The sequence below is a fragment of the Myroides odoratimimus genome (genome assembly GCF_030326305.1).
GTDB classification, from domain to species: domain Bacteria; phylum Bacteroidota; class Bacteroidia; order Flavobacteriales; family Flavobacteriaceae; genus Flavobacterium; species Flavobacterium odoratimimum_A.
The window spans coordinates 104,320-126,216 of the sequence record NZ_JACAKB010000002.1 but is presented as its reverse complement, the minus strand read 5'-3'; the positions used below and the strand labels follow the sequence as shown (position 1 = coordinate 126,216).

18 protein-coding genes are annotated in these 21,897 nt (G+C 34.0%); 11 read left to right on the top strand and 7 right to left on the bottom strand.

Annotation, left to right across the window (positions count from 1 at the left end; all coding sequences use genetic code 11):
- Nucleotides 1-373: 373 nt before the first annotated feature.
- The 6 genes from nhaA (at nucleotide 374) to HX049_RS02175 (ending at nucleotide 8,635) form a co-directional block, all read left to right on the top strand.
- The gene (gene nhaA, locus HX049_RS02200; protein WP_286413682.1) at nucleotides 374-1,729 is read left to right on the top strand and encodes a Na+/H+ antiporter NhaA; all 1,356 of its coding nucleotides are present in this window, start codon (nucleotides 374-376) and stop codon (nucleotides 1,727-1,729) included.
- 133 nt (nucleotides 1,730-1,862) lie between these two features.
- Complete coding sequence (locus tag HX049_RS02195) at nucleotides 1,863-3,494, top strand: ABC-F family ATP-binding cassette domain-containing protein (RefSeq protein WP_286413680.1); 1,632 nt, start codon at nucleotides 1,863-1,865, stop codon at nucleotides 3,492-3,494.
- A 380-nt stretch (nucleotides 3,495-3,874) separates the two neighbouring features.
- On the top strand, nucleotides 3,875-5,263 hold the full coding sequence (locus HX049_RS02190; RefSeq protein ID WP_286413679.1) for a TolC family protein: 1,389 nt from the start codon (nucleotides 3,875-3,877) through the stop codon (nucleotides 5,261-5,263).
- 15 nt (nucleotides 5,264-5,278) lie between these two features.
- The gene (locus tag HX049_RS02185; RefSeq protein WP_286413677.1) at nucleotides 5,279-6,265 is read left to right on the top strand and encodes an HlyD family secretion protein; all 987 of its coding nucleotides are present in this window, start codon (nucleotides 5,279-5,281) and stop codon (nucleotides 6,263-6,265) included.
- 56 nt (nucleotides 6,266-6,321) lie between these two features.
- Nucleotides 6,322-7,443, top strand: a complete 1,122-nt coding sequence (locus tag HX049_RS02180) for an ABC transporter permease (protein ID WP_286413675.1) — start codon at nucleotides 6,322-6,324, stop codon at nucleotides 7,441-7,443.
- A complete protein-coding gene (locus tag HX049_RS02175; RefSeq protein WP_286413673.1) occupies nucleotides 7,436-8,635 on the top strand; it encodes an ABC transporter permease in 1,200 nt (399 codons plus the stop codon). The genes HX049_RS02180 and HX049_RS02175 overlap by 8 nt, the downstream gene beginning before the upstream one ends.
- 69 nt (nucleotides 8,636-8,704) lie before the next feature.
- On the opposite strand, the gene HX049_RS02170 is transcribed toward HX049_RS02175, so the two are convergent.
- The gene (locus HX049_RS02170) at nucleotides 8,705-9,544 is read right to left on the bottom strand and encodes a DUF6929 family protein (RefSeq protein ID WP_286413671.1); all 840 of its coding nucleotides are present in this window, start codon (nucleotides 9,542-9,544) and stop codon (nucleotides 8,705-8,707) included.
- A 70-nt stretch (nucleotides 9,545-9,614) separates the two neighbouring features.
- Between HX049_RS02170 and HX049_RS02165 the strand changes: the two genes are divergently transcribed.
- Nucleotides 9,615-10,490 carry a PPK2 family polyphosphate kinase gene (locus HX049_RS02165; RefSeq protein WP_286413670.1) on the top strand — a complete coding sequence of 292 codons (876 nt, stop codon included), beginning with the start codon at nucleotides 9,615-9,617 and terminating at the stop codon, nucleotides 10,488-10,490.
- A 55-nt stretch (nucleotides 10,491-10,545) separates the two neighbouring features.
- Here HX049_RS02165 and HX049_RS02160 read toward each other — a convergent pair whose 3' ends face one another.
- Complete coding sequence (locus tag HX049_RS02160; RefSeq protein ID WP_435793523.1) at nucleotides 10,546-11,073, bottom strand: hypothetical protein; 528 nt, start codon at nucleotides 11,071-11,073, stop codon at nucleotides 10,546-10,548.
- A 140-nt stretch (nucleotides 11,074-11,213) separates the two neighbouring features.
- On the opposite strand from HX049_RS02160, the gene HX049_RS02155 reads away from it, so the two are divergent.
- Together HX049_RS02155 and HX049_RS02150 are read left to right on the top strand one after the other, a co-directional pair.
- Entirely contained in the window at nucleotides 11,214-12,587 is a 1,374-nt protein-coding gene (locus tag HX049_RS02155; RefSeq protein WP_286413667.1) for an MATE family efflux transporter, read from the top strand.
- Between the two features lie 7 nt (nucleotides 12,588-12,594).
- On the top strand, nucleotides 12,595-12,846 hold the full coding sequence (locus tag HX049_RS02150) for a hypothetical protein (RefSeq protein WP_286413666.1): 252 nt from the start codon (nucleotides 12,595-12,597) through the stop codon (nucleotides 12,844-12,846).
- A gap of 30 nt (nucleotides 12,847-12,876) precedes the next feature.
- Here the strand turns inward: HX049_RS02150 and meaB are convergent, their stop codons facing one another.
- A complete protein-coding gene (gene meaB, locus HX049_RS02145) occupies nucleotides 12,877-13,971 on the bottom strand; it encodes a methylmalonyl Co-A mutase-associated GTPase MeaB (protein ID WP_286413664.1) in 1,095 nt (364 codons plus the stop codon).
- A gap of 135 nt (nucleotides 13,972-14,106) precedes the next feature.
- Between meaB and HX049_RS02140 the strand changes: the two genes are divergently transcribed.
- Complete coding sequence (locus HX049_RS02140) at nucleotides 14,107-15,351, top strand: MFS transporter (protein WP_286413662.1); 1,245 nt, start codon at nucleotides 14,107-14,109, stop codon at nucleotides 15,349-15,351.
- 54 nt (nucleotides 15,352-15,405) lie between these two features.
- Nucleotides 15,406-15,609, top strand: a complete 204-nt coding sequence (locus HX049_RS02135; protein ID WP_286413660.1) for a hypothetical protein — start codon at nucleotides 15,406-15,408, stop codon at nucleotides 15,607-15,609.
- 63 nt (nucleotides 15,610-15,672) lie between these two features.
- On the opposite strand, the gene mgtE is transcribed toward HX049_RS02135, so the two are convergent.
- The 4 genes from mgtE to rpmH all read right to left on the bottom strand — a co-directional run bounded on the left by mgtE (nucleotide 15,673) and on the right by rpmH (nucleotide 21,732).
- Complete coding sequence (gene mgtE, locus HX049_RS02130) at nucleotides 15,673-16,986, bottom strand: magnesium transporter (RefSeq protein ID WP_286413657.1); 1,314 nt, start codon at nucleotides 16,984-16,986, stop codon at nucleotides 15,673-15,675.
- A gap of 135 nt (nucleotides 16,987-17,121) precedes the next feature.
- Nucleotides 17,122-18,444 carry a DNA recombination protein RmuC gene (locus HX049_RS02125; RefSeq protein ID WP_286413656.1) on the bottom strand — a complete coding sequence of 441 codons (1,323 nt, stop codon included), beginning with the start codon at nucleotides 18,442-18,444 and terminating at the stop codon, nucleotides 17,122-17,124.
- 126 nt (nucleotides 18,445-18,570) lie between these two features.
- A complete protein-coding gene (gene carB, locus HX049_RS02120) occupies nucleotides 18,571-21,423 on the bottom strand; it encodes a carbamoyl-phosphate synthase large subunit (RefSeq protein ID WP_286413655.1) in 2,853 nt (950 codons plus the stop codon).
- A gap of 147 nt (nucleotides 21,424-21,570) precedes the next feature.
- On the bottom strand, nucleotides 21,571-21,732 hold the full coding sequence (gene rpmH / locus HX049_RS02115) for a 50S ribosomal protein L34 (RefSeq protein WP_006256972.1): 162 nt from the start codon (nucleotides 21,730-21,732) through the stop codon (nucleotides 21,571-21,573).
- Between the last annotated feature and the right edge of the window lie 165 nt (nucleotides 21,733-21,897).

Sequence of the window (21,897 nt, the reverse complement as noted above, 5' to 3'; positions counted from 1 at the left end):
AATAGTATTTTGATTAGCGAAAATGAAGAACTTTAAGACAAAAAAAATAAAAGTAGTGTTTGTATAATTTTGGCTGTTATTCCATTGAAAAATAACAAGACAGACTAGAATATGGTAGTGCTATAGTTTCTTTATTTTTTAAACAGTCTATGAAAAGGTAAGGAGATATTTTTTAGATTGATAAAAAAAGTCATGTTTTTTTGTATTAAGAGCAAGGAGTTTAAGGAACAGTTCTATTTAATTATTAAATGTGAATTATTTAAAATAAAAAGTTTATTGCTGATGTAAATTTAGTTATTTGTAAAAAACACAGTAGAAATTTGTGTAAAATGCGGAGAAAATATATATTCGCTATTATTTATTTTACAACATAATGGAAGATCAAATTAGAGAGACACCTGCAGACAAGTGGATTGCAAAACCCATGAGTAGATTCATGAGTAAATCTACGTCTGGTGGGGTAGTATTATTTTTAGCTGCTGTATTTGCTATTTTTATGGCAAATTCGCAATGGGCAGATGCTTACATGAGTTTTTGGGATGATAACCAGATAGGGTTTTCATTAAATGATATGACTTTAAACCACTCTTTAAAGCATTGGGTGAATGATGGTCTGATGGCTATTTTCTTCTTTGTGGTTGGTTTAGAATTAAAACGTGAGTTAACTACTGGAGAATTATCATCTCCTAAGAAGGCGATGTTACCTATTATCGCTGCTATCGGTGGTATGGCTGTACCAGCTCTAGTATATACTGTATTTAATGGTGGAACAGATGCGGCTCATGGATGGGGAATCCCGATGGCTACAGATATTGCCTTTGCATTAGGAGTATTATATTTATTAGGTGATAAAGTACCTACTTCGTTAAAAGTGTTTTTGACAGCTTTAGCGATTGCGGATGACTTAGGAGCAGTACTTGTTATCGCTATGTTCTATACAAGTGACTTATCTCTAGCTAATCTAGGTATGGGGTTAGGGTTCTTCGGATTATTAGTAATCAGTAATCTAGTGGGAATTAGAAATACGATATACTACGCGATCATCGGTATCGGTGGGGTGTGGCTATGCTTCTTGTTATCAGGAGTACACGCTACTATCGCAGCAGTATTAGCGGCATTCGCTATACCAAGTACAGCGAAGGTACATGAATCGTACTTCGTGTCTAAATTAAATATGCTGAGAGATCGTTTTAGCAAAATAGATCCAGATGATAAGATTCCTAACCTTACAGGAGATCAGATGGAATGTGTGCACGATATTAAAGATTTAGCTACAGATGCGTTACCAGCTTCTATTCGTTTAGAGCACAGTATGCATAATTTTGTAGCATTCTTTGTGATGCCAGTGTTTGCGTTAGCTAATGCAGCTATTCCGATTAGTATAGGAGACGGTGGATTAAGTGCTGTGACATTAGGTGTAGCATTCGGTCTATTAGTAGGAAAAGTGTTAGGAGTTTCAGGATTAACAGCATTATTAATAAAGCTTAAAGTAGTAGCAATGCCTAAGGGAATGACTTATCTTAACTTATTAGGATTAGGATTCTTAGCAGCGATTGGATTTACGATGTCATTATTCGTTACTGAATTAGCATTTGATATTAATATACATCCAGAGTTCCCAGATCAAGCAAAATTAGGTATTCTAATTGCTTCAGGTCTTGGGGGGATCATAGGATATGTATTACTATTTATGTGTGGTAAGAAAACGGGAGTTCAAGAAGAAGTCTAGTGATGATACTATAAAAATATAAGGCTCTGTAAATTAAATTTTACAGAGCTTTTTTATTAATTAAAATGTAGTAGATGGTACTTAACAAATACTATATTTGCAACTTAATTCAAAAACAGATATACAGAGTTACATGATTACAGTTAACGATATTTCAGTTCAGTTTGGTGGTACTACTTTATTTAGTGGTGTCAATTTTTCAATTAATGAAAACGACAAGATTGCTCTTATGGGAAAAAATGGAGCAGGAAAATCTACTTTATTAAAGATAGTAGCAGGTGTGAATAAACCTTCAACAGGGAATATATCAGCACCTAGAGAAGCTGTGATAGCCTATCTTCCACAGCACTTATTAACAGAAGATAACTGTACTGTAATGGAAGAAGCGTCTAAGGCGTATACGAGTATATTCTCTATGAAAAAAGAGATCGATGAGCTTAATGAAGAGTTGACTGTTCGTACAGACTATGAAAGTGATGCTTATATGAAGTTAATCGAGCGTGTATCTGAGTTAAGTGAGAAGTTCTATTCTATAGAGGAGGTGAACTATGAAGCAGAGGTAGAAAAGATATTAAAAGGATTAGGTTTTACGAGAGAGGATTTTACAAGACCTACTTCTGAGTTTAGTGGGGGATGGAGAATGCGTATCGAGTTAGCAAAAATCTTGTTACAAAAGCCAGATTTGATTTTACTAGATGAGCCTACGAACCACATGGATATCGAGAGTATTCAGTGGTTAGAAGATTTCTTAATCAATCAAGCTAAAGCGGTAATGGTTATTTCTCACGACCGTGCTTTCGTAGATAATATTACCAATCGTACAATCGAAGTAACGATGGGTAAAATCTATGATTATAAAGCGAAGTATTCTGACTATTTAGTATTGCGTCAGGATAGACGTGCTCATCAGCTAAAAGCGTATGAGGAGCAGCAAAAAATGATTGCAGAAACTACAGAATTTATTGAGCGCTTTAAAGGAACGTATTCTAAGACATTACAAGTACAGTCTCGTGTGAAGATGCTAGAGAAATTAGAAATCATAGAGGTAGACGAAGTAGATAACTCTGCTCTTAGGCTGAAGTTTCCTCCTGCAGCACGTTCTGGTCAATATCCAGTAGTAGTGAACGAATTGTCTAAATCGTATGGAGATTATGTCGTATTTAAAAATGCGAGTATAGTAGTAGAACGTGGGCAGAAAGTATCTTTCGTAGGAAAGAATGGGGAAGGTAAGTCTACTATGATTAAGGCTATTATGAAAGAAATAGAGTTCGAAGGAAGCTTAGAGATAGGACATAATGTACAGATTGGTTATTTCGCACAGAACCAGGCCTCTTTATTAGATGAGGATTTGACTATTTTCGAAACTGTGGATAGAATAGCAGAAGGAGATATTAGAACACAGATAAAAAATATCTTAGGAGCATTTATGTTCTCAGGTGATGATATTCACAAGAAGGTAAAAGTATTATCTGGAGGAGAGAAGACACGTCTAGCAATGGTGAAACTATTATTAGAGCCTTATAACGTATTGATTCTGGATGAGCCTACGAACCACTTAGATATGAAGACAAAAGATATCATCAAAGCGGCTTTAAAAGAATTCGAAGGGACTGTGATCCTTGTATCACACGACCGTGACTTCTTAGATGGTCTAGCAGAGAAGGTATTCGAGTTTGGAAATAAGAGAGTATTAGAGCATTTCGAAGATATCAAAGGATTCTTAGAAATGAAGAAGATGGAAAATCTTAGAGAAATAGAAAAATAAAATAGTAAAAGAGCATCCAATAATGGTTGCTCTTTTTTTGTATTTTAAAGTTTAGTTTTTAAATAGAGGTAGAGTGGCATATCTTTTGAGTTTTACTATTCTTATAGAATAGTTGTATTCTAAATAGATAAGTATGATTAAATATAGGTAATAAATTGAGTACTATAGTAATGAGTTCAATGTCTTGTAGACTGTCTCTCGTGTATATGTTTTATTCAATAAAAGAGTACCGCTATATTGTGTACTGCTTATTGCTAAAAAGAGCGTTTAATCATTTTTAATTGTATTAAAAAAGTTTAAATTTATAGGTAATTTTACGTAAAATATAATATTAGGAGTATAGTCTCTATATTTGCAATATATAAATAGAAAGTATGTTCATGAAGCGATTAGATTTAAGGGATTATTTCTCTGTAGTAGGAGGAATATTATTCTTTATAGGTATGTCTAGTTCTGTGTATGCACAGGAGAGTCTGTCATTTACAGATGCGTATAATAAGATGTACCAAGATAATAGTCTTATTAAGGCAGTAGAAAAACAGGAAGAAGTACACCATTATAAATGGCAAGCTACTAAGGGGCTACGCTATCCTTCTGTACGTGCATTCGGAGGAGGACTATACCTTAGCAAATCGCTAGGAGTAGATCTAAATGGACTAAAGAATGGAATAGGAGATTTTATTCATTTACCTAATCCAGATGTCTTAGGTAATTGGTCTAAGTCATTTAATAAAAAAGATATGGTTTTTGGTGGATTTATGGCTACTTGGCCTCTTTATACAGGAGGAAAGATTAATGCTGCTATAAAGGCACATGAGATAGAGAGTAAAATAGGGGAGAAAGACTTAGAAAAAACGAAAAATAAGTTAATCACTGAATTAGCACAGCGCTATTATTCTGTGAAGTTAGCTGAAGAAGCTGTAGCTGTAAGAAGAACAGTCTTAGAAGGGATGAATAAACATCTACACGATGCGACTAAGCTAGAGGAACACGGTATGATAGCAGCTGTAGAAAAGATGAGTGCTGATGTGGCAGTATCAGAAGCTAATAGACAGTTAGATGGAGCGCTAAAAGATGCTAAGTTAGCGAGATTAGCCTTAGCAAATACTTTAGAAGTAGATGAAGTAACAGCTGCTTTAGACAGTGATTTCTTTTCGATACCTCAGTTAGAGAACGTTGACTTCTTTCAAGGTTCTGCTGTAGAAAATTATCCAGAACTACAAAAATTAGTGTTGCAAAAAGAGCTAGCTGATCAAGGGGTAAAAGTAAAGCAATCTGCTAATTATCCAACAGTTTTTGGATTCGGACAAACAATATTAGCACATAATAACCCTATCTTAATAGGAGAGAAAGATAGTAAGCCGTGGGTAGTAGGGATAGGTGTTAGTTATACTTTATTCGAAGGGTTTAAAAATAAGAATGAAATCAAAGCTGCTAAGGCAACTAGAGAAAGCGTAGAGCTATTCGAAACGAAAGCGAAGAGTGATGTGAAGATGTTAGTAGCTAAGCTGTATCAAGATATTCAAAAGCAGGAAGATCAAATTAAAAGTCTTAATGTACAAGAGAAATTAGCTGAGGAATATCTACGCGTTAGAAGTAAGGCATTCTCGGAAGGGTTTGCAACATCAACAGAAGTAGTCGATGCAGAGATGAATCTGTCTGGTGTAAGGCTAATGAAACTACAAGCCAATTATAATTATGCTATAGGGGTGGCATCTCTTTTCGAAGTAGCAGGATTAAGTCATGATTTTTTACAATACACAAAATAATATAAGCTTTAAAAGATGAAAAATAAAGTTGTAAGTGCAATGGTTGCTATCGTTATAGTGCTTTTAATTTTAATTATATCACTATGGTATATGAGTGCTCCATCAGAATCCTATATTCAAGGCCAGGTAGATGCTACACAGATTAATGTGGCTTCTAAGATACCTGGACGTGTAGAAGATATTTTAGTAAAGGAGGGACAACAAGTTAAAGCTGGGGAGTTGTTATTAAAAATAAGTACTCCTGAGATAGATGCTAAGCTACTACAGGCGGAATCAGCTAAACAGGCTGCACAAGCAATGGATGCTAAAGCAAATAAAGGAGCTAGAGGAGAAGAAGTATCTGCGACTTATAATATGTGGCAACAAGCAAAAGCTGGGGCAGAATTAGCAGAGAAGACTTATAATCGTGTAGAGAATTTATATAAAGAGAAAGTAGTACCAGCTCAAAAAAGAGATGAAGCATATACACAGTTTAAGGCATCACAAGAGGTAGAGAAAGCGGCTTATGCTAAGTATCAAATGGTACAAAAAGGAGCTCGTGTAGAGGATAAGGCTGCAGCATTAGCTATGGTAGGACAGGCACAAGGTGCTGTGAATGAAGTACTGTCTCTGAAAGGAGAAGGTGATGTAAAAGCTCCACAACAAGGAGAGGTATTGACTATTATGCCTAATAAAGGTGAGATAGTGAATTCTGGTTACCCAGTGGTTAATCTAGTAGATTTATCAGATGTGTGGGTATATTTTAATATCAAAGAGAATCTAATGCCTAAGTTTAAGATGGGAAGCAAGTTTACAGCTAAATTTCCTGCTCTAGGTGATGAGGTGGTGGAATTAGAAGTACAGTATATTGCTGCTCAGGGGGATTATGCTACTTGGACTGCGACGAAAACAAAAGGTGATTTTGATATGAAAACGTTCTTAATTAAAGCTTACCCAACTAAGAAGGTAGAAGGACTTAGACCAGGTATGAGTGCTTTAGTATTAGAAAGTAGTTTGAAATAAAGGATGTAATGACTAAAACAGGTTTTTTATCTATATTTATTAGTGAATGTAAAAGGATGTTTACATCACCACGGTTACTTGTCTTGATGATAGGTGTACCTGTGATGTTATTCTATTTTTATTCGTCACTGTTGAGTCAAGGGATTTCACGAGATCTCCCAGTTACTTTATTAGATTTAGATAAAAGTAAATTGTCTCGTCAGTTAGGGCGTATGATCGATGCTACAGCTAGTATGGACATTGCTTATGAGGTAAGTGATGAGTTAGAAGGTCAGCAGACGATTAGAAGAGGAGATTCCTTTGCTTTAATTATAATACCAAAGGACTTTCAGAAAAATGCTCAGAAAGGTGTTTATACTAATGTAGTGTGTTACTATAATGGCCAGTATCTATTACCTGCAGGATTAATACAAAGAGACTTCCAAATGGTAGCAGGTAGTCTAGCTGCTGGGGCAAAGATTATAAGTTTACAACAGAGTGGACTGATGTCAGAACAGGCTGTAGCTACTGTAGTTCCTACAGGGACGAATAGTCATGTACTGTATAATCCATATACAAGTTATGGGTACTATCTGACACTCGCTTTTATGCCGATGTCATTTCAGATTATTATTATGGTCATCTCCATTTATGTTTTTGGATCTGTCTTGAGATATAATAAAGGAAAAGAATTATTAGAACAGAGTAATGATAAGGTATTCGTAGCGGTGATAAGTAGAATATTACCCTATACCTTATTGTTCTGTTTAATGGGGTTCATGATGAATAGTTTACTTTATTACCGAATCGGAGTTCCTTTTAAAGGAAACTTCTTCGTTATTAATTTATTCTTCTTTTCTTTCGTGGTGGTATGTCAGAGTATGGCCTTCTTTATGGCTTCTATTATGTCTAGTCTTAGAACAGCATTGACTATAGGAGGATCTTATGCCGCTCTAGCTTTTTCTTTTGCTGGATATACATTCCCACCAGAAGGGATGAGCGCATTCATAAGAGGGTTTAATTATATTTTTCCATTCCACTCTTATATGCGTTTTACAGTTGATTATGCCATTAAAGGATTTCAATATAATAATATACAACAGAATTACATCATCACACTTGCCATATTTGTATGTGTAGGATTGTTGTGTATCCCATTGTACTATAAAAAATTGAAGAAAGGAGGGTACGATGTTTAAAGGTCTAATATCTAACTTCGCTTTAATAACAGAAGCGTGTAAACGAGAGTTTAAACTAATCTTTTCGGATTCGGCTGTAGTGATGTCCTATATGCTATCTTTTATGTTAGTTGGATTCTTCTACTCTTATGTTTATTCACATGAGAACTTTGATGACTTACCTGTAGCAATCGTAGATCAGGATCAAGCTAAGCTAGGGCAACAGGTTAGTAGAATGATAGATGCTACACATCAGTTAAAGGTAGTGTATCATACAAGTGATTTTGATGCGGCTAAGGAAGTATATGATAAAGGTGAAATAAGAGGTATTATTATGATACCAAAAGGTTTTACTCGTGATATGCAAAAGGGAGAAGTACCATCTATCTCTGTATATGCAGATGCGTCTTATATGCTCTATTATAAGCAAACTATAGGAGCTGTGATGGTCTCTATGGGAACGTTCAATGCGCAAGTAGAAGTGAACAAGGCAATGGCTAAAAGTACGCCAATGGATCAGGCTATTGCTACTAGACGTCCGTTTAATGTCACGGCTGTACCTCTTTATAATATTAATGTAGGATATGCTACATTCGTTATACCAGTAGTGTTTATCATTGCGTTGCAAACATTACAATTGACTGGTATGGGGATTATGGGAGGAACACTTCGTCAGAATGGGATGTTTGCTCAGGTCTTCTCTTATGCGGAAAAAAGACGTTTTAGCAATGTTTTTTTAACTTTAGGAAGAGCCTTGACTTATTTGATTATTTCAATGATATTACTTCTAATAGGATTGCTTATTATCATGCATGTTTATAATTTGCCCCAACGAGGAAATATATTTGAGATTATGATTTTTTTGATTCCTGTTATATTGTCTATTACATTTATGGGAATGACTTTAGTAAACTTCTTTAAAAGAAGAGAGGAGGCGATTATGAGTGTCACAGTATTCTCTATTCCGGCTCTAATGCTTAGTGGTACTTCATGGCCTACAATAGCCTTTCCGGCTTGGATAAAAGGTGTTTCTGTATTGGTACCAAGTACGTTAGGAGTAAAAGGATTTATATCTCTTACACAGTTCGGAGCATCACTGACAGAAATTAGCGATGTCTTTATTAAAATGTGGGGGATTTGTATTTTTTATTTTATCTTTGCGGTCTGGACCAACAGAAGGTTAAGACAAACGAAAACAACTAATTCAATATAGCTTTAGAGCTAATAAAATTAAAAAAGCAGAAGTATTACTTCTGCTTTTTTATTTCGATAAAAAGAAGCTTTAATTCTTAATTGTTAGCTTGTATATTCCCGATTCGTTTTTGTCATTATCTGGGTCTTCACATAGTAAGAATTCTAAGTTTTTTCCTTCTTGACTATATAGGGTTAAACCTTCGAATTTATGTGTTTTACTTATGGTTAATGTCTTTTCTACTTTTAATTTTTTGGTATCTATACGTCCTAGTATAGTTCCTTTAATCTCTCCATCAGCATAGGTTGATTGGCCATCTTCTGCAGCAGCTAAGAAGTATATTTTGTCCTCTACTTTAACAGCATCTGTAAAGCTAGTCTGTACTCTGCTAAGTTTAGGTAATTTGATTGGAGTATAAGTGATTTGAAAATCATTTAGAATGTTGTTTCCTTTTACTACGAATATTCCATTAGCCCCTTTAGGTCCATTTCCTCGGTTAAAGAAATACCATAGATCGTTGTCAAAAATAACGCCTTCTATATTAAAGTCAGCATCACTTAAATTAGCAAAACTTTTCATAGAATCATATAGTATGTCTAATTCGTTTTCTGAAAGGACTTCGTGTGTTAGACCATTTACTTCTACTAGGTTTATTCTATTAGATTTAGAACCAGAGCCAAAAATGTAATAGTTTAATCCATCTGTAGTGATTGCTTCATAATCAGGTTTAATAGCTTTCTCTATATTCTCTTGACTTAGATTGTCACTTGATAAAGAAGTTTTATAAAGATGATTATTTTCTAAACTATAATGATAGAAATAAGTCGAATTGTCAGAAATGATATGGAGTTGGTTATCATTATACACTAAGCCAGATGCAGCTCCAATGCCTAATATCTGGAAAAGTAGTTCAAGTGCAATTTGTTTCATGGAATAAATGTTATATAAAAGCTGAGTAAATTAAAATAAAATAGTAATTTAAGCTTAAAAATTTCTGAGAATGAATATAGAGGAAAAATATAGAATAGACAATAAAGTTGAATTAGAAAAATTATCAACTGTACCTGATTTGAACTTATCAATGACGAAGGCTTTTCGAAAAGTAGAAAAACTGAGTCGTAATTTAGGTAAGTTTCAGGATGTGATGTATGCTCATAATCGTTATAGTGTACTAATCTGTATACAGGGAATGGATACTGCAGGAAAGGATAGTTTAATTAGAGAAGTTTTTAAGGCTTTTAATGCTAGAGGGGTAGTGGTGCAAAGCTTTAAGAAACCAACGTCTTATGAGTTAGAGCATGATTATATTTGGAGACATTATGTGACTTTGCCTGAGCGAGGAAAGTTTACCGTATTTAATCGTAGTCATTATGAGAATGTATTGATTTCTAGAGTTCACCCTCAAGTAATTTTAAATGAAAGAATACCTGGTATTAATAAAGCAGAAGATATTACAGAGGAGTTTTGGGACAAACGTTATGAAGAGATTAATAATTTTGAGAAACATATCAGTAATAATGGAGTTATTGTTTTGAAGTTCTTTTTACACTTGAGTAAGAAGGAGCAGAAGAAAAGAATATTACGTCGATTAGAAAAAGAAAAACACAATTGGAAGTTTGAACCTAGTGATATTAAAGAAAGAGAATACTGGGATGATTATCAAAGATATTATGAGGAAGCTATTAATAGAACATCTACACAAGAATGTCCTTGGTATGTTTTGCCTGCTGATGATAAGGCTTATTGCCGTTATGTCTTTGCAAAGATATTAGAAGAGGTGTTTAGTAAATATGACGATATCAAATTGCCTAAGCTAGCTCCTGATATTCAGAAGGATTTGGATATGTATATTGAAAAATTAAAGAATGAAGAGTAAGATAATCATAAAGCCAATTCAATTATTGAATTGGCTTTATTGTTCAGTTATGTTTCTATTTCTTTTTGCTTTTCTTTTTTAAAGAAAATCCGTAGGCTACACGGACAGCAAGTTGATCAGTGTTATAATCATTGTAGTTCTCATAGCGAAGACTTACATCTACATAGCGATTAGCAAAACCGATAGATGGTGACCAAATAAAGGTGTTTCCCATTCCTGAGTGAGTACCGATACCTGCTCCTAATTCTCCCATAGCATAGATATTTTTGTTTAAAAACTGTTTAAACCCTGCTTTTATAGGGACTAATCCTAAATCTCCTTCATCTCCATTAAATAAATGAGTATAACCTGAAGTTAAAGTAAATGAGGTTTTTTGACTAACGTCATATTGGATTCTAGTATCTACACCAAGTGCAGCATCATATTTAGAATCTAAAGGCATGCCTCCGTTTAGACCAAAACCTACTCTAAATCCTTTAGGATAGTAAGGTTTGTCTTTCTTTTGAGCTGCAGCTGGCATTGCAACTAAAATAGCACTTAGTGCAAACACTGTAAGTGAAATTTTTTTAGTGAGTTTAATCATGAGGATTGTGTCTTTATTTTGTTGTTTGAGAAAAATATACTGCAATAAACTTGCCATTTGAAAAGACGTTTTTGTTTATTCATGTAATTAGAGGAATGAGTTTACACTTACAGTCGTTATATTTGCACAAAAATTTGTAAATGAATTTATCTGTATACTATAAAGAATTTGAGTATAATATACGTTTAGCTTATCCTATTATATTAGCGATGCTTGGACATACCATAGTCGGAGTGATTGATAATATAATGGTTGGGAAAATAGGGGCTACAGAATTAGCTGCAGCATCTTTAGCTAATAGCTTTGTTTTTATAGCAGTGGCTTTAGGTGTCGGATTTTCAACAGCTTTGACTCCTTTAGTAGCGCATAGTGATGCTGAAAAAGATGTACAAGGAGGAAGAAGTATCTTTATTAATGGTTTAGCATTATGTACTATTTTAGGAGTAGTGTTATTTAGTATTATCTTTTTTGCAAAGCCTCTATTAATGCATATGGGGCAACCAGAGGAGGTAACGATACTTGCAAAACCATTCTTAGATATTGTAGCTTTGTCTTTGATTCCATTAGTAATGTATCAATCTTATAAGCAATTTGCAGATGGTAAATCACAGACTAAAAATTCTATGTATGCAACGATAATTGCAAATTTAACGAATATACTGTTTAATTATTTGCTGATTTATGGTGTGTGGATTTTCCCCGAATTGGGGATGCTAGGGGCAGCTTATGGTACACTTATTTCGCGTATTGTGATGATTGTTTACATGCATTTCGCTTTGAAGAAACAAGAAATATTTAAACCTTTCTTATCACATATTAAGCTTCATGAAATCAAAAAGGAGATGTTACTTAAAATTACCAAAATTGGAATTCCTTCAGGAATGATGAGTTTTTTTGAAGTAGCACTTTTTGTAGGAGCAGTATGGTTATCAGGAATGATAGGTACAGAAGCACAGGCAGCTAATCAGATAGCATTGAGTATGTCTTCAATGACTTTTATGTTTGCAAGTGGATTAAGTGTTGCTGCTATGATTAGAGTCGGTAATCAGAGAGGTTTAAAGGATTATGTGAAGTTAAGAGTAGTAGCACGATCGATTATTTTAATGGCTATAATTATTTATACGGGGTTTGCTCTTCTTTTTGTTTTATTTCACCAATATATTCCAATGTTATTTTTAGATAATAATAGTATTGAAAATGCTGTAATGAATCAAGAAGTGATTAAATTAGCTGGAATATTATTGCTTGTAGCTGCGGTCTTTCAAATATCTGATTGTATACAGGTAGTGACACTAGGTGCATTAAGAGGGCTTCAAGATGTAAATGTTCCTATGGGAATTACGTTTGTATCATACTGGATTATAGGATTCCCTATATCTATTTATTTGGGGTTATATACAAGTATTGGAGCTGCTGGAATATGGATAGGCCTTTTAGCAGGATTAACTACTGCTGCAATATGCCTTTATTGGCGTTTTCATACATTGTCAAATAGATTAATAAATAATAATTAGAAATAATATGGAGTTACCAAAATTTGTACTAGCTGATAATACTGAGTATCCTGAGGATATTTTTATCATACATTTAGAATTTCCTAGATTTATCATCAATTTAAATACTGATGAGGTTGAATTCTTAGAAGCAATAGAAGAGTCTGAAGAAGCTGAAATAGAAGCTGAAATGGAAGGGTTAATCGTAAAAGCAGGAGAGTTTTACGAAAGAGAAATGGAGCGTTATGTAGATGATGAAGAGTTAGACGAAGAGGACTAATTTAAAATAAGCTAAATCTTACTAAATTATTTAGGCTTGTGATTTAAAATATAAATCCAAGATCTTATGAGCAGCTGCAAATGGTGATAATTCACTGTTTTGCACTGCTGTCTTATTTTTGGTAAGCATTGTTTTTACTTCAGGATGATTATAGAAATTCATCAGTATATTCTCATTAATCGTTTCCATCATCCAATATTGATTTTGTTCTTGACGTCTGTTATCGAAGTAACCATTTTCCTTAGTCAATGTAATGTATTGTATAATGATATCCCAGATCTCTTGTATTCCTGTGTTTTCGATAGCACTACATGTACTCACCTTTGGTGTCCATCCAGAAGGCTTTTTAGGAAATAGATGTAAAGCCCTATTGTAATCTAGTTTAGCCATATGAGCTCTTTTTATATTTTCCCCATCAGCTTTATTGATAATAACAGCATCAGCCATTTCCATAATACCTCTTTTTATTCCTTGAAGTTCATCACCAGCGCCTGCTAGATTAAGTAGTAAGAAAAAGTCAACCATACTCTGTACAGCAGTTTCACTTTGTCCTACACCTACAGTTTCTACTAAGATGGTGTCAAAGCCGCATGCTTCACATAAGATTATACTTTCTCTTGTTTTTCTAGCTACTCCGCCCAGACTATCTCCTGATGCTGATGGTCGTATAAAAGCATTTTCTTCTCTTACTAGCTCTTCCATACGTGTTTTATCTCCTAAGATACTTCCTTTCGTAATGCTACTACTTGGATCAATAGCTAGTACAGCTACTTTCTTACCTAGGCTGGTCAGCAATAGACCAAAAGTCTCTATGAATGTACTCTTTCCAACACCAGGAACACCCGTTATACCAATACGTACAGATTTATTAGCATAAGGAAGACATCCTTGAACTATTTCATCCGCTTGTGTGTGATGTAATGGATTTAAACTCTCGATAAGTGTAATTCCTTGACTTAAAGCTACTTTATCTTTGGCTATAATTCTTTGGATGATCTCATCAGTAGATATCTTTTGCCTACGTCTAGCTTGAAACTTACTTATAGCATCTTGATCTGTAGTATTAGGTTGTTCAATACCTTTGTTTTCAGTTAACGCTGATTTATTATAATTATGCTGTGACATTTTTAAGAATCTATTGTGTTGGTATAATGATAAAAGGTAAAAGTACTAAAAATAGGTATATTTCGAAATTTATTTGAACGGTTAGGTCAGTATGCATACAACCTATTATATTTGGGCTTAACGAAAAACGACGTAATGAATACTAAACTTTTTGCACCCAAAACATTAGTAAACAAAATCAATGAACAAACAGTAAATCAAAAAACAGTCTTTCCAATCCTATTGGCCATAAGCTTTGGACATTTATGTAATGATTTTTTACAAGCTATAGTTCCAGCAGTCTATCCACTTTTAAAGACTAACTATAACTTGACATTTGCACAAATCGGGATGATTACTTTTTGTTATCAAGTTTCTTCTTCTTTACTTCAGCCCTTAGTAGGTACTTATACAGATAAACATCCAAAACCTTATTCACAAATGATTGGTATGATTTGCTCTATGTTAGGGGTAATCTTACTTAGTTATGCGCCTTCTTATGCTATGGTATTATGTGCTGTGATATTGATAGGGGTGGGGTCATCTATTTTTCACCCAGAATCATCTAGAGTGTCCTATGTAGCATCAGGAGGTAAACGCAGTTTAGCTCAGTCTATTTTTCAGATAGGTGGAAATACAGGAACAGCTCTAGCTCCATTATTAGTGGCTTGGGTAGTTTTACCAAAAGGACAACAACATTTACTATGGTTTTTGGTTGTTGGTTTTATTGCTCAATTTGTATATGCTTTTATTGGAGGGTGGTATAAAGATGTATTAAAGAGTCAAGTAGGAAAAAAGAAGAAAGTTATTCGTATTCCAGAACTTTCTAAGTTAAGAGTGTGGACTTCTATTGTCGTTCTATTATTACTAATTTTTTCTAAGTATTTTTATGTAGCTAGTATCTCTAGTTACTTCCAATTTTATACAATGGATAAGTTTGGAATTAGTGAAGTACAAGCGCAGGTTTACCTTTTCTATTTCTTGTTAGCTGTGGCAGCAGGAACTTTAATAGGTGGTTTCTTTGGTGATAAGGTAGGACGTAAATACATTATTTGGTTCTCAGTATTAGGAGTAGCTCCGTTCACGATGTTACTACCTTATGCTTCTTTAGAATGGACAGGTATATTAATTGTTATTATTGGTTTAATTCTATCTTCTGCATTCCCATCTATTTTAGTATATGCACAAGAGCTATTACCACGTAAAATAGGTATGGTATCTGGTTTATTTTATGGTTTTGCTTTTGGTATGGGAGGTTTAGGATCTGCTGTTCTAGGATGGTGGGCTGATCGTACTTCTATTGAGAATATCTATATGATTTGTGCTTATTTACCTTTAATAGGTATTATAGCCGCTCTGTTACCAAATATGAAAAAAGTCAAATTTAGAGAAGAGGAGTAGTATCTATTAATTTAAAGTGTATCTTTAAGAGAATCAACTTTTAACCTAGATATTATGAAAGTAGCGTATATTACACTATCGATAAGTATATTATTTATTTCTTGTGGAACAAAAGATAAATTGACTTCAGATAAAGACAAGTATAAAAAAGAGTATGAGCAAGCTTTAGTTAGTTATAATAAAAATAATGAACCTCAGATTTATAATAACTCTAATGCTCCTGTATTAGAAGCTGAAAAACCTCTTACCTTGAAGTAAATTAATATAAAAAAGGCGAGTGAACAGTTGTGTTTACTCGCCTTTTTTAGTTATACTTATTTATTACAATATCTTTCCTGATAAGAACATTGCTGCTATAGAGAAGTAGATTATTAAACCTGATACATCCACTAGAGTAGCAACAAATGGTGCTGATGCTGTGGCTGGATCCATTCCAAATTTTCTCAATATAAAAGGGATTAACGAACCAGATAAGGTACCCCATAGTACAATGAATAATAAGGAAACAGAAACACTTAGTCCAATAGCAATCCAATGCTCTCCGTAGTCATATATTCCTGCTTCTTGCCAAATGAAGATTCTTACAAAACCTATAATTCCTAAAATACCTCCTAGCATAACTCCTGACGCAATCTCTTTTCTCATTACATACCACCAGTCACTAAGTTTTAATTCCCCTAATGCCATAGCACGTATGATAAGGGAAGCTGCTTGAGAACCAGAGTTACCTCCACTAGATATAATTAGAGGAACGAATAGCGCTAATACAACTGCCTTCTCTATTTCATCTTCAAAATGCCCCATTGCAGAAGCAGTTAACATTTCTCCTAAAAATAAGATAATTAACCAACCAGCTCTTTTTCGTACTAATTCGAATAGTGGTGTATGTGTATAAGATAAATCTAACTCTTCCATACCCCCGAACTTTTGGATGTCTTCTGTATCTCTATCTTTAATAGCATCTAAGATATCATCGAAAGTTACTATCCCTACAAGTACTCCACTTTCTGTTATGATAGGTAGTGCAGAACGATCATATTTTTCGAATATATCAAAAGCATCTTCTGTTTTTGTTGTACTTGTAATAGAAGCAAATGTATTGTCTATTAAGTCTGCTATTAGTGTATTTTCATCTGCTAGAACTAATTCACCTAGTTTTAAGTCATCAATTAATCTATTGTGATCGTCTACTACATAAATATAGTTTAATGTTTCTGCCTTTTTACCATATATCTTAATATGATCTAAAACTTGTCTAACTGTCTTGTTAGCTTTCGTTTGTATATATAAAGGAGTCATTAAACGTGCAATACTATCTTCTTTATAACCTATTAAGTTAAGTGCTATTTGTTTTTCTTTATCGTTTAATAAGTTGATAGAGTATTTAATTAATTCATCCGGAAAATCTTCTAATAACTCAGTACGGTCATCAGGTTCTAAGTTATTTAGTACATCGGCATAGTCTTCTCTAGTCATGCTACGTACTATTTCCTCTTGAATATTAATATCTAAAAAGGAGAATACTTCAACTTTTAAGTCAGGTGAAAGCTTTAGAAACGCAAGGTTTCTATCGGTTCTTTTCATCTCTGTAATTGCTTCAGCAATATCTGCTGGGTGCATGTCTTTAAAAGTCATAGATCGAAGTTTATGAAGTAGTTAGTAAAATATTTTCTTAAAAACTATGCAAAGGTAATCTATACTAAGTGTACTTTAAAATTTCTAATGATTTTTTAATAAAATAAACTTCTCTTAAGATTTTATCTATTTAAACTATAGGTTATCAATAGCATTATCTAAAATTTGTGAATCTAAGCTTTTCTTAGCTTTAGCTCCCATCTCTTTCAGCTTTTGCACAGAAGTAATCAAATTTCCTTTTCCTTCACTTAATTTATTGAAGGCATTGTCATATTCATTTCTAGATTCATCTATCTTTTTTCCCACTTTTTGTAAGTCAGTGATTAGTCCAACAAATTTATCATACAGCAAGCCTGCTTGTCTGGCTATTTCATAAGCATTCTCTTGTTGCTTACGTTGACTCCACATCGTTTCTATGGTACGCAAAGTCGCTAATAGAGTAGATGGGGTAACGATGACAATGTTCTTCTCAAAAGCTTTTGTGTATAGGGTATTATCTGCGTTAATTGCTATTGAGAAAGCTGTTTCTATTGGGATAAATAACAATACAAAATCAGGACTTGTTCCTTTGTAAAGTTCATGATAATTCTTTTCGGATAATCCTTCTATATGTCTTTTTAAAGATATTAAGTGTTCTTGTAAATAGCGCTTTTGTTCTTCTGTATCTACAGTATTGATGTACTGTTCATAAGCAACTAAAGATACTTTTGAATCTACTACCATATGTCTGTTGTCAGGTAAGTAAATAACGACATCGGGTTGTAATCTATTACCTTCTTCAGATGTATAGCTTTGTTGTGTTTCATATTCTCGACCTTTTTCTAGTCCAGACTTTTCTAAGACACTTTCTAAGATCATCTCCCCCCAGTTCCCTTGTATCTTGTTATCACCTTTCAGAGCCTTAGTTAGGTTAAGGGTTTCTTGACTCATCTTTTGGTTTAGCTGTTGTAACCCAAATATCTGTTGACGCAATGCAGCATGATGATCAATACTTTCTTTATGTGTCTGTTCTACTTTTTGTTCGAAGTGTTGTATTTTCTCTTGTAGAGGAGATAATAGCGTTTCTAAGCTAGCTTTATTCTGTTTAGTAAACTTATCACTTTTTTCTTCCAATATACGATTAGCAAGGTTTTCAAACTCTTTTGTAAACTTTTCTTGAAGATTAGCTGTCTCTTGTTGTTGAGAGTCGAATTTTTCTAGAAGATTGTTGTATTCTGTGTCACGTATTGATATACGAGCTATTAATTCCTGATTGTCTAATCGGATAATCTCTAAGTTTTCTTCTATTGTTTTTTTTTCACTTTTTAGCTGATCTATTAGTTTATCTTTAAAGTCACTGTCTGCTTGTAGTCTAATAAGATCTCCGGAAGTGCTAGTTTCTTTTTTACCAGATTTACCAATGAAAAAAGCAATGATGATTAGTATAGCTAATAAGCCTATTAATATTTCTTGTGACATGATTCGTTTACTAAAGTTTTACGTCAAAAGTACTAAATATTGTGTGGATATATTATTTGAAGTTGCTATGGTTTATAGCAAAAAAAAGAGGTAAGCGAAACTTACCTCTTTTTTCTGTAATAAATATTATCTACTTAAGTACATTTTTCTACGTGAATAGATTTCATAGAATTGATCGTCTCTTAAGTTTTCGATAAACAAGATACTCTCTCCTGTAGATTTCATTTCAGGTCCTAATGCTTTATTTACATTTTTGAACTTGTTGAAAGAGAATACAGGTGTTTTAATCGCGTATCCGTTTAACTGTGGATTAAAGTCAAAGTCAGTTACCTTGTTGTGTCCTAGCATTACTTTCGTAGCGTAGTTTACATAAGGTTCTCCATACGCTTTAGCGATGAATGGAACTGTTCTAGATGCTCTAGGGTTAGCTTCGATGATATATACAATATCATCTTTAATAGCGAACTGAATGTTGATTAAACCAACTGTTTTTAAAGCTACAGCAATTTTTCTTGTGTGGTCTTTAATTTGGTTTAACACATATTCACCTAAGTTAAATGGAGGTAACATAGCGTGGCTATCACCAGAGTGAACTCCACATGGTTCTATATGCTCCATAATACCTATGATGTGTACATTCTCACCATCACAGATAGCATCTGCTTCAGCCTCAATAGCTCCTGCTAAATAGTGGTCAAGTAATAATGAGTTACCAGGAATAGAGTTTAGTAATTCGATTACGTGCTCTTCTAATTCTTTTTTGTTGATAACGATTTTCATTCCTTGTCCTCCTAATACATAAGAAGGTCTTACTAGTAGAGGGAAGTCTAATTGATCTGCTAATTTATTTGCTTGTTCAGCTGTTTTAGCAACACCGAATTGAGGGAATGGGATGTCTAATTGCTCTAATAATTCAGAGAAACGACCTCTGTCTTCTGCTAAGTCTAATGCGTCAAAGCTAGTCCCTAAGATCTTAATACCATTCTTCTCTAGTTTTTCAGCTAGTTTCAGTGCTGTTTGACCACCTAACTGTACGATTACCCCTTCTGGTTTTTCGTGTTGGATGATGTCATAGATATGCTCCCAGAATACTGGTTCGAAGTATAATTTGTTCGCTGTATCAAAGTCAGTAGATACTGTCTCTGGATTACAGTTAATCATAATTGTTTCATAACCACATTCTTCAGCAGCTAATACTCCGTGTACACATGAGTAATCGAATTCGATACCTTGACCGATACGGTTTGGTCCTGAACCTAACACTACTACCTTTTTCTTATCTGTTACGATGCTTTCGTTAGACACATAACGTGTACCATCAGGTCTTTCGATTTCAGCCTCGAATGTAGAGTAGTAGTAAGGAGTTTTAGCAGGGAACTCAGCCGCACAAGTATCTACTAATTTAAACACACGTTGAATATTCATTTCATCACGTAATGTGTGAACTTTACTCTCAAGTGTATTTAGCATATGAGCGATTTGTCTATCAGCAAACCCTTTTTGTTTAGCCTCAAGTAATAAATCTTTCGGTAATGTTTCTAATGTATATTTAGAAATCTCTTTTTCTAACATGTATAGTTCTTCGTATTGTTTTAAGAACCACATGTCTATTTTTGTGATTTCGTGAATTCTACTTAATGGAATACCGTGTTGGATCGCATCATAGATTACGAAAACTCTATCCCAACTAGCGTTAGTAAGTTTATCGATAATTTGATCATAGTTAGTATATCCTTTACCGTCAGCTCCTAAACCATTTCGTTTAATCTCTAATGATTGAGTTGCTTTGTGTAAAGCTTCTTGGAACGAACGTCCGATACCCATAACCTCACCTACAGATTTCATTTGAAGTCCTAATGTTCTATCAGCACCTTCAAATTTGTCAAAGTTCCAACGAGGTATTTTAACGATTACATAGTCTAAAGTTGGCTCGAATAAAGCTGATGTAGATTTAGTAATCTGATTTTGTAATTCATCAAGTGTATATCCTAAGGCAAGTTTAGTTGCAATCTTAGCGATAGGGTAACCAGTCGCTTTAGAAGCTAATGCAGAAGAACGAGATACACGTGGGTTGATCTCAATAGCTACGATATCTTCTTTTTCATCTGGTGATACAGCGAACTGTACGTTACATCCCCCTGCGAAGTTACCGATACTACGCATCATCTTGATTGATAGGTCACGCATTCTTTGGAATGTTCTATCTGATAATGTCATAGCAGGTGCTACAGTGATACTATCTCCAGTATGGATACCCATAGGGTCCATATTCTCAATAGTACAGATGATTACTACGTTATCATTTTTGTCGCGTAATAATTCTAATTCGTACTCTTTCCACCCAAGTAAAGCTTTGTCAATTAAAACTTCATGGATAGGAGAGGCTTCTAGTCCATACGTTAATAAATCGTCGAAGTCTTCTTCTTTGTGAACGAAAGCAGCTCCAGTACCTCCTAAGGTAAAAGAAGGACGAATAACTAATGGGAAACCAAATTTTTGAGCGATCTCTTTTCCTTCTAAGAAAGAAGTAGCTGTACTTGCAGGAGCTGCAGGAACATCTATCTTCTCTAAAAGTTGTTTGAATTGCTCACGATCTTCAGTGATGTTAATAGCGTTGATATCAACACCGATTAGGCGAACTCCGAAGTCTGCCCATATACCTTTCTCATCGCATTCTAAACATAAGTTTAGTGCTGTTTGACCACCCATAGTTGGTAATACAGCATCAATCTCTGGATGAGCTACAAGAATCTCAATAATAGATCTTGTTGTCAGTGGTTTTAAGTAAATATGATCTGCCATCGAAGGGTCAGTCATAATTGTAGCAGGATTAGAGTTAATCAAAATAACTTTAATTCCTTCTTCTCTTAAAGATCTTGCTGATTGTGAACCTGAGTAATCGAATTCACAAGCCTGTCCGATAATGATTGGTCCTGAACCAATGATTAATACAGTTTTGATAGAATTGTCTTTGGGCATTTTAATTGTGTTGTTATGTTAAATACTTCGTTGTGAATGAAGTAAGTTTAGTGTTGTTGTGTGTGATAGATGGTATGTTTTACGACAAAGTATAAAAAAAGGCGTTACAACTAATAGTAACACCTTTATTTATGTTTGAATCAAACATTATTTTTTATGTCTTGTTTCACAAGAAACAGTCAATTTATGTCTTCCTTTAGCTCTTCTAGCAGCTAATACTTTTCTACCGTTAGGAGTAGACATTCTATCCATGAAACCATGCTTGTTTCTTCTTTTTCTATTCGATGGTTGAAACGTTCTTTTGCTCATTGCTTTTATCTTTAAATCTTAATTTTACTAATCTAACTGGTTTATTTGAATTAGCTGTTGCTTAAAAACCGAGTGCAAATATATAAAAGTCTTTTTACTCTTACAAAACGTTTTTGAAAAATATTTTCAAACTTCTTTCTTTTACTTTAGAATGCAGGAATATAA

Excerpts from the sequence above, each read along its gene's own strand:
- nhaA (WP_286413682.1), top strand. The coding sequence starts at position 374 with ATGGAAGATCAAATTAGAGAGACACCTGCAGACAAGTGGATTGCAAAA.
- HX049_RS02195 (WP_286413680.1), top strand. The coding sequence starts at position 1,863 with ATGATTACAGTTAACGATATTTCAGTTCAGTTTGGTGGTACTACTTTA.
- HX049_RS02190 (WP_286413679.1), top strand. The coding sequence starts at position 3,875 with ATGAAGCGATTAGATTTAAGGGATTATTTCTCTGTAGTAGGAGGAATA.
- HX049_RS02185 (WP_286413677.1), top strand. The coding sequence starts at position 5,279 with ATGAAAAATAAAGTTGTAAGTGCAATGGTTGCTATCGTTATAGTGCTT.
- HX049_RS02180 (WP_286413675.1), top strand. The coding sequence starts at position 6,322 with ATGTTTACATCACCACGGTTACTTGTCTTGATGATAGGTGTACCTGTG.
- HX049_RS02175 (WP_286413673.1), top strand. The coding sequence starts at position 7,436 with ATGTTTAAAGGTCTAATATCTAACTTCGCTTTAATAACAGAAGCGTGT.
- HX049_RS02170 (WP_286413671.1), bottom strand. The coding sequence starts at position 9,544 with ATGAAACAAATTGCACTTGAACTACTTTTCCAGATATTAGGCATTGGA.
- HX049_RS02165 (WP_286413670.1), top strand. The coding sequence starts at position 9,615 with ATGAATATAGAGGAAAAATATAGAATAGACAATAAAGTTGAATTAGAA.
- HX049_RS02160 (WP_435793523.1), bottom strand. The coding sequence starts at position 11,073 with ATGATTAAACTCACTAAAAAAATTTCACTTACAGTGTTTGCACTAAGT.
- HX049_RS02155 (WP_286413667.1), top strand. The coding sequence starts at position 11,214 with ATGAATTTATCTGTATACTATAAAGAATTTGAGTATAATATACGTTTA.
- HX049_RS02150 (WP_286413666.1), top strand. The coding sequence starts at position 12,595 with ATGGAGTTACCAAAATTTGTACTAGCTGATAATACTGAGTATCCTGAG.
- meaB (WP_286413664.1), bottom strand. The coding sequence starts at position 13,971 with ATGTCACAGCATAATTATAATAAATCAGCGTTAACTGAAAACAAAGGT.
- HX049_RS02140 (WP_286413662.1), top strand. The coding sequence starts at position 14,107 with ATGAATACTAAACTTTTTGCACCCAAAACATTAGTAAACAAAATCAAT.
- HX049_RS02135 (WP_286413660.1), top strand. The coding sequence starts at position 15,406 with ATGAAAGTAGCGTATATTACACTATCGATAAGTATATTATTTATTTCT.
- mgtE (WP_286413657.1), bottom strand. The coding sequence starts at position 16,986 with ATGACTTTTAAAGACATGCACCCAGCAGATATTGCTGAAGCAATTACA.
- HX049_RS02125 (WP_286413656.1), bottom strand. The coding sequence starts at position 18,444 with ATGTCACAAGAAATATTAATAGGCTTATTAGCTATACTAATCATCATT.
- carB (WP_286413655.1), bottom strand. The coding sequence starts at position 21,423 with ATGCCCAAAGACAATTCTATCAAAACTGTATTAATCATTGGTTCAGGA.
- rpmH (WP_006256972.1), bottom strand. The coding sequence starts at position 21,732 with ATGAGCAAAAGAACGTTTCAACCATCGAATAGAAAAAGAAGAAACAAG.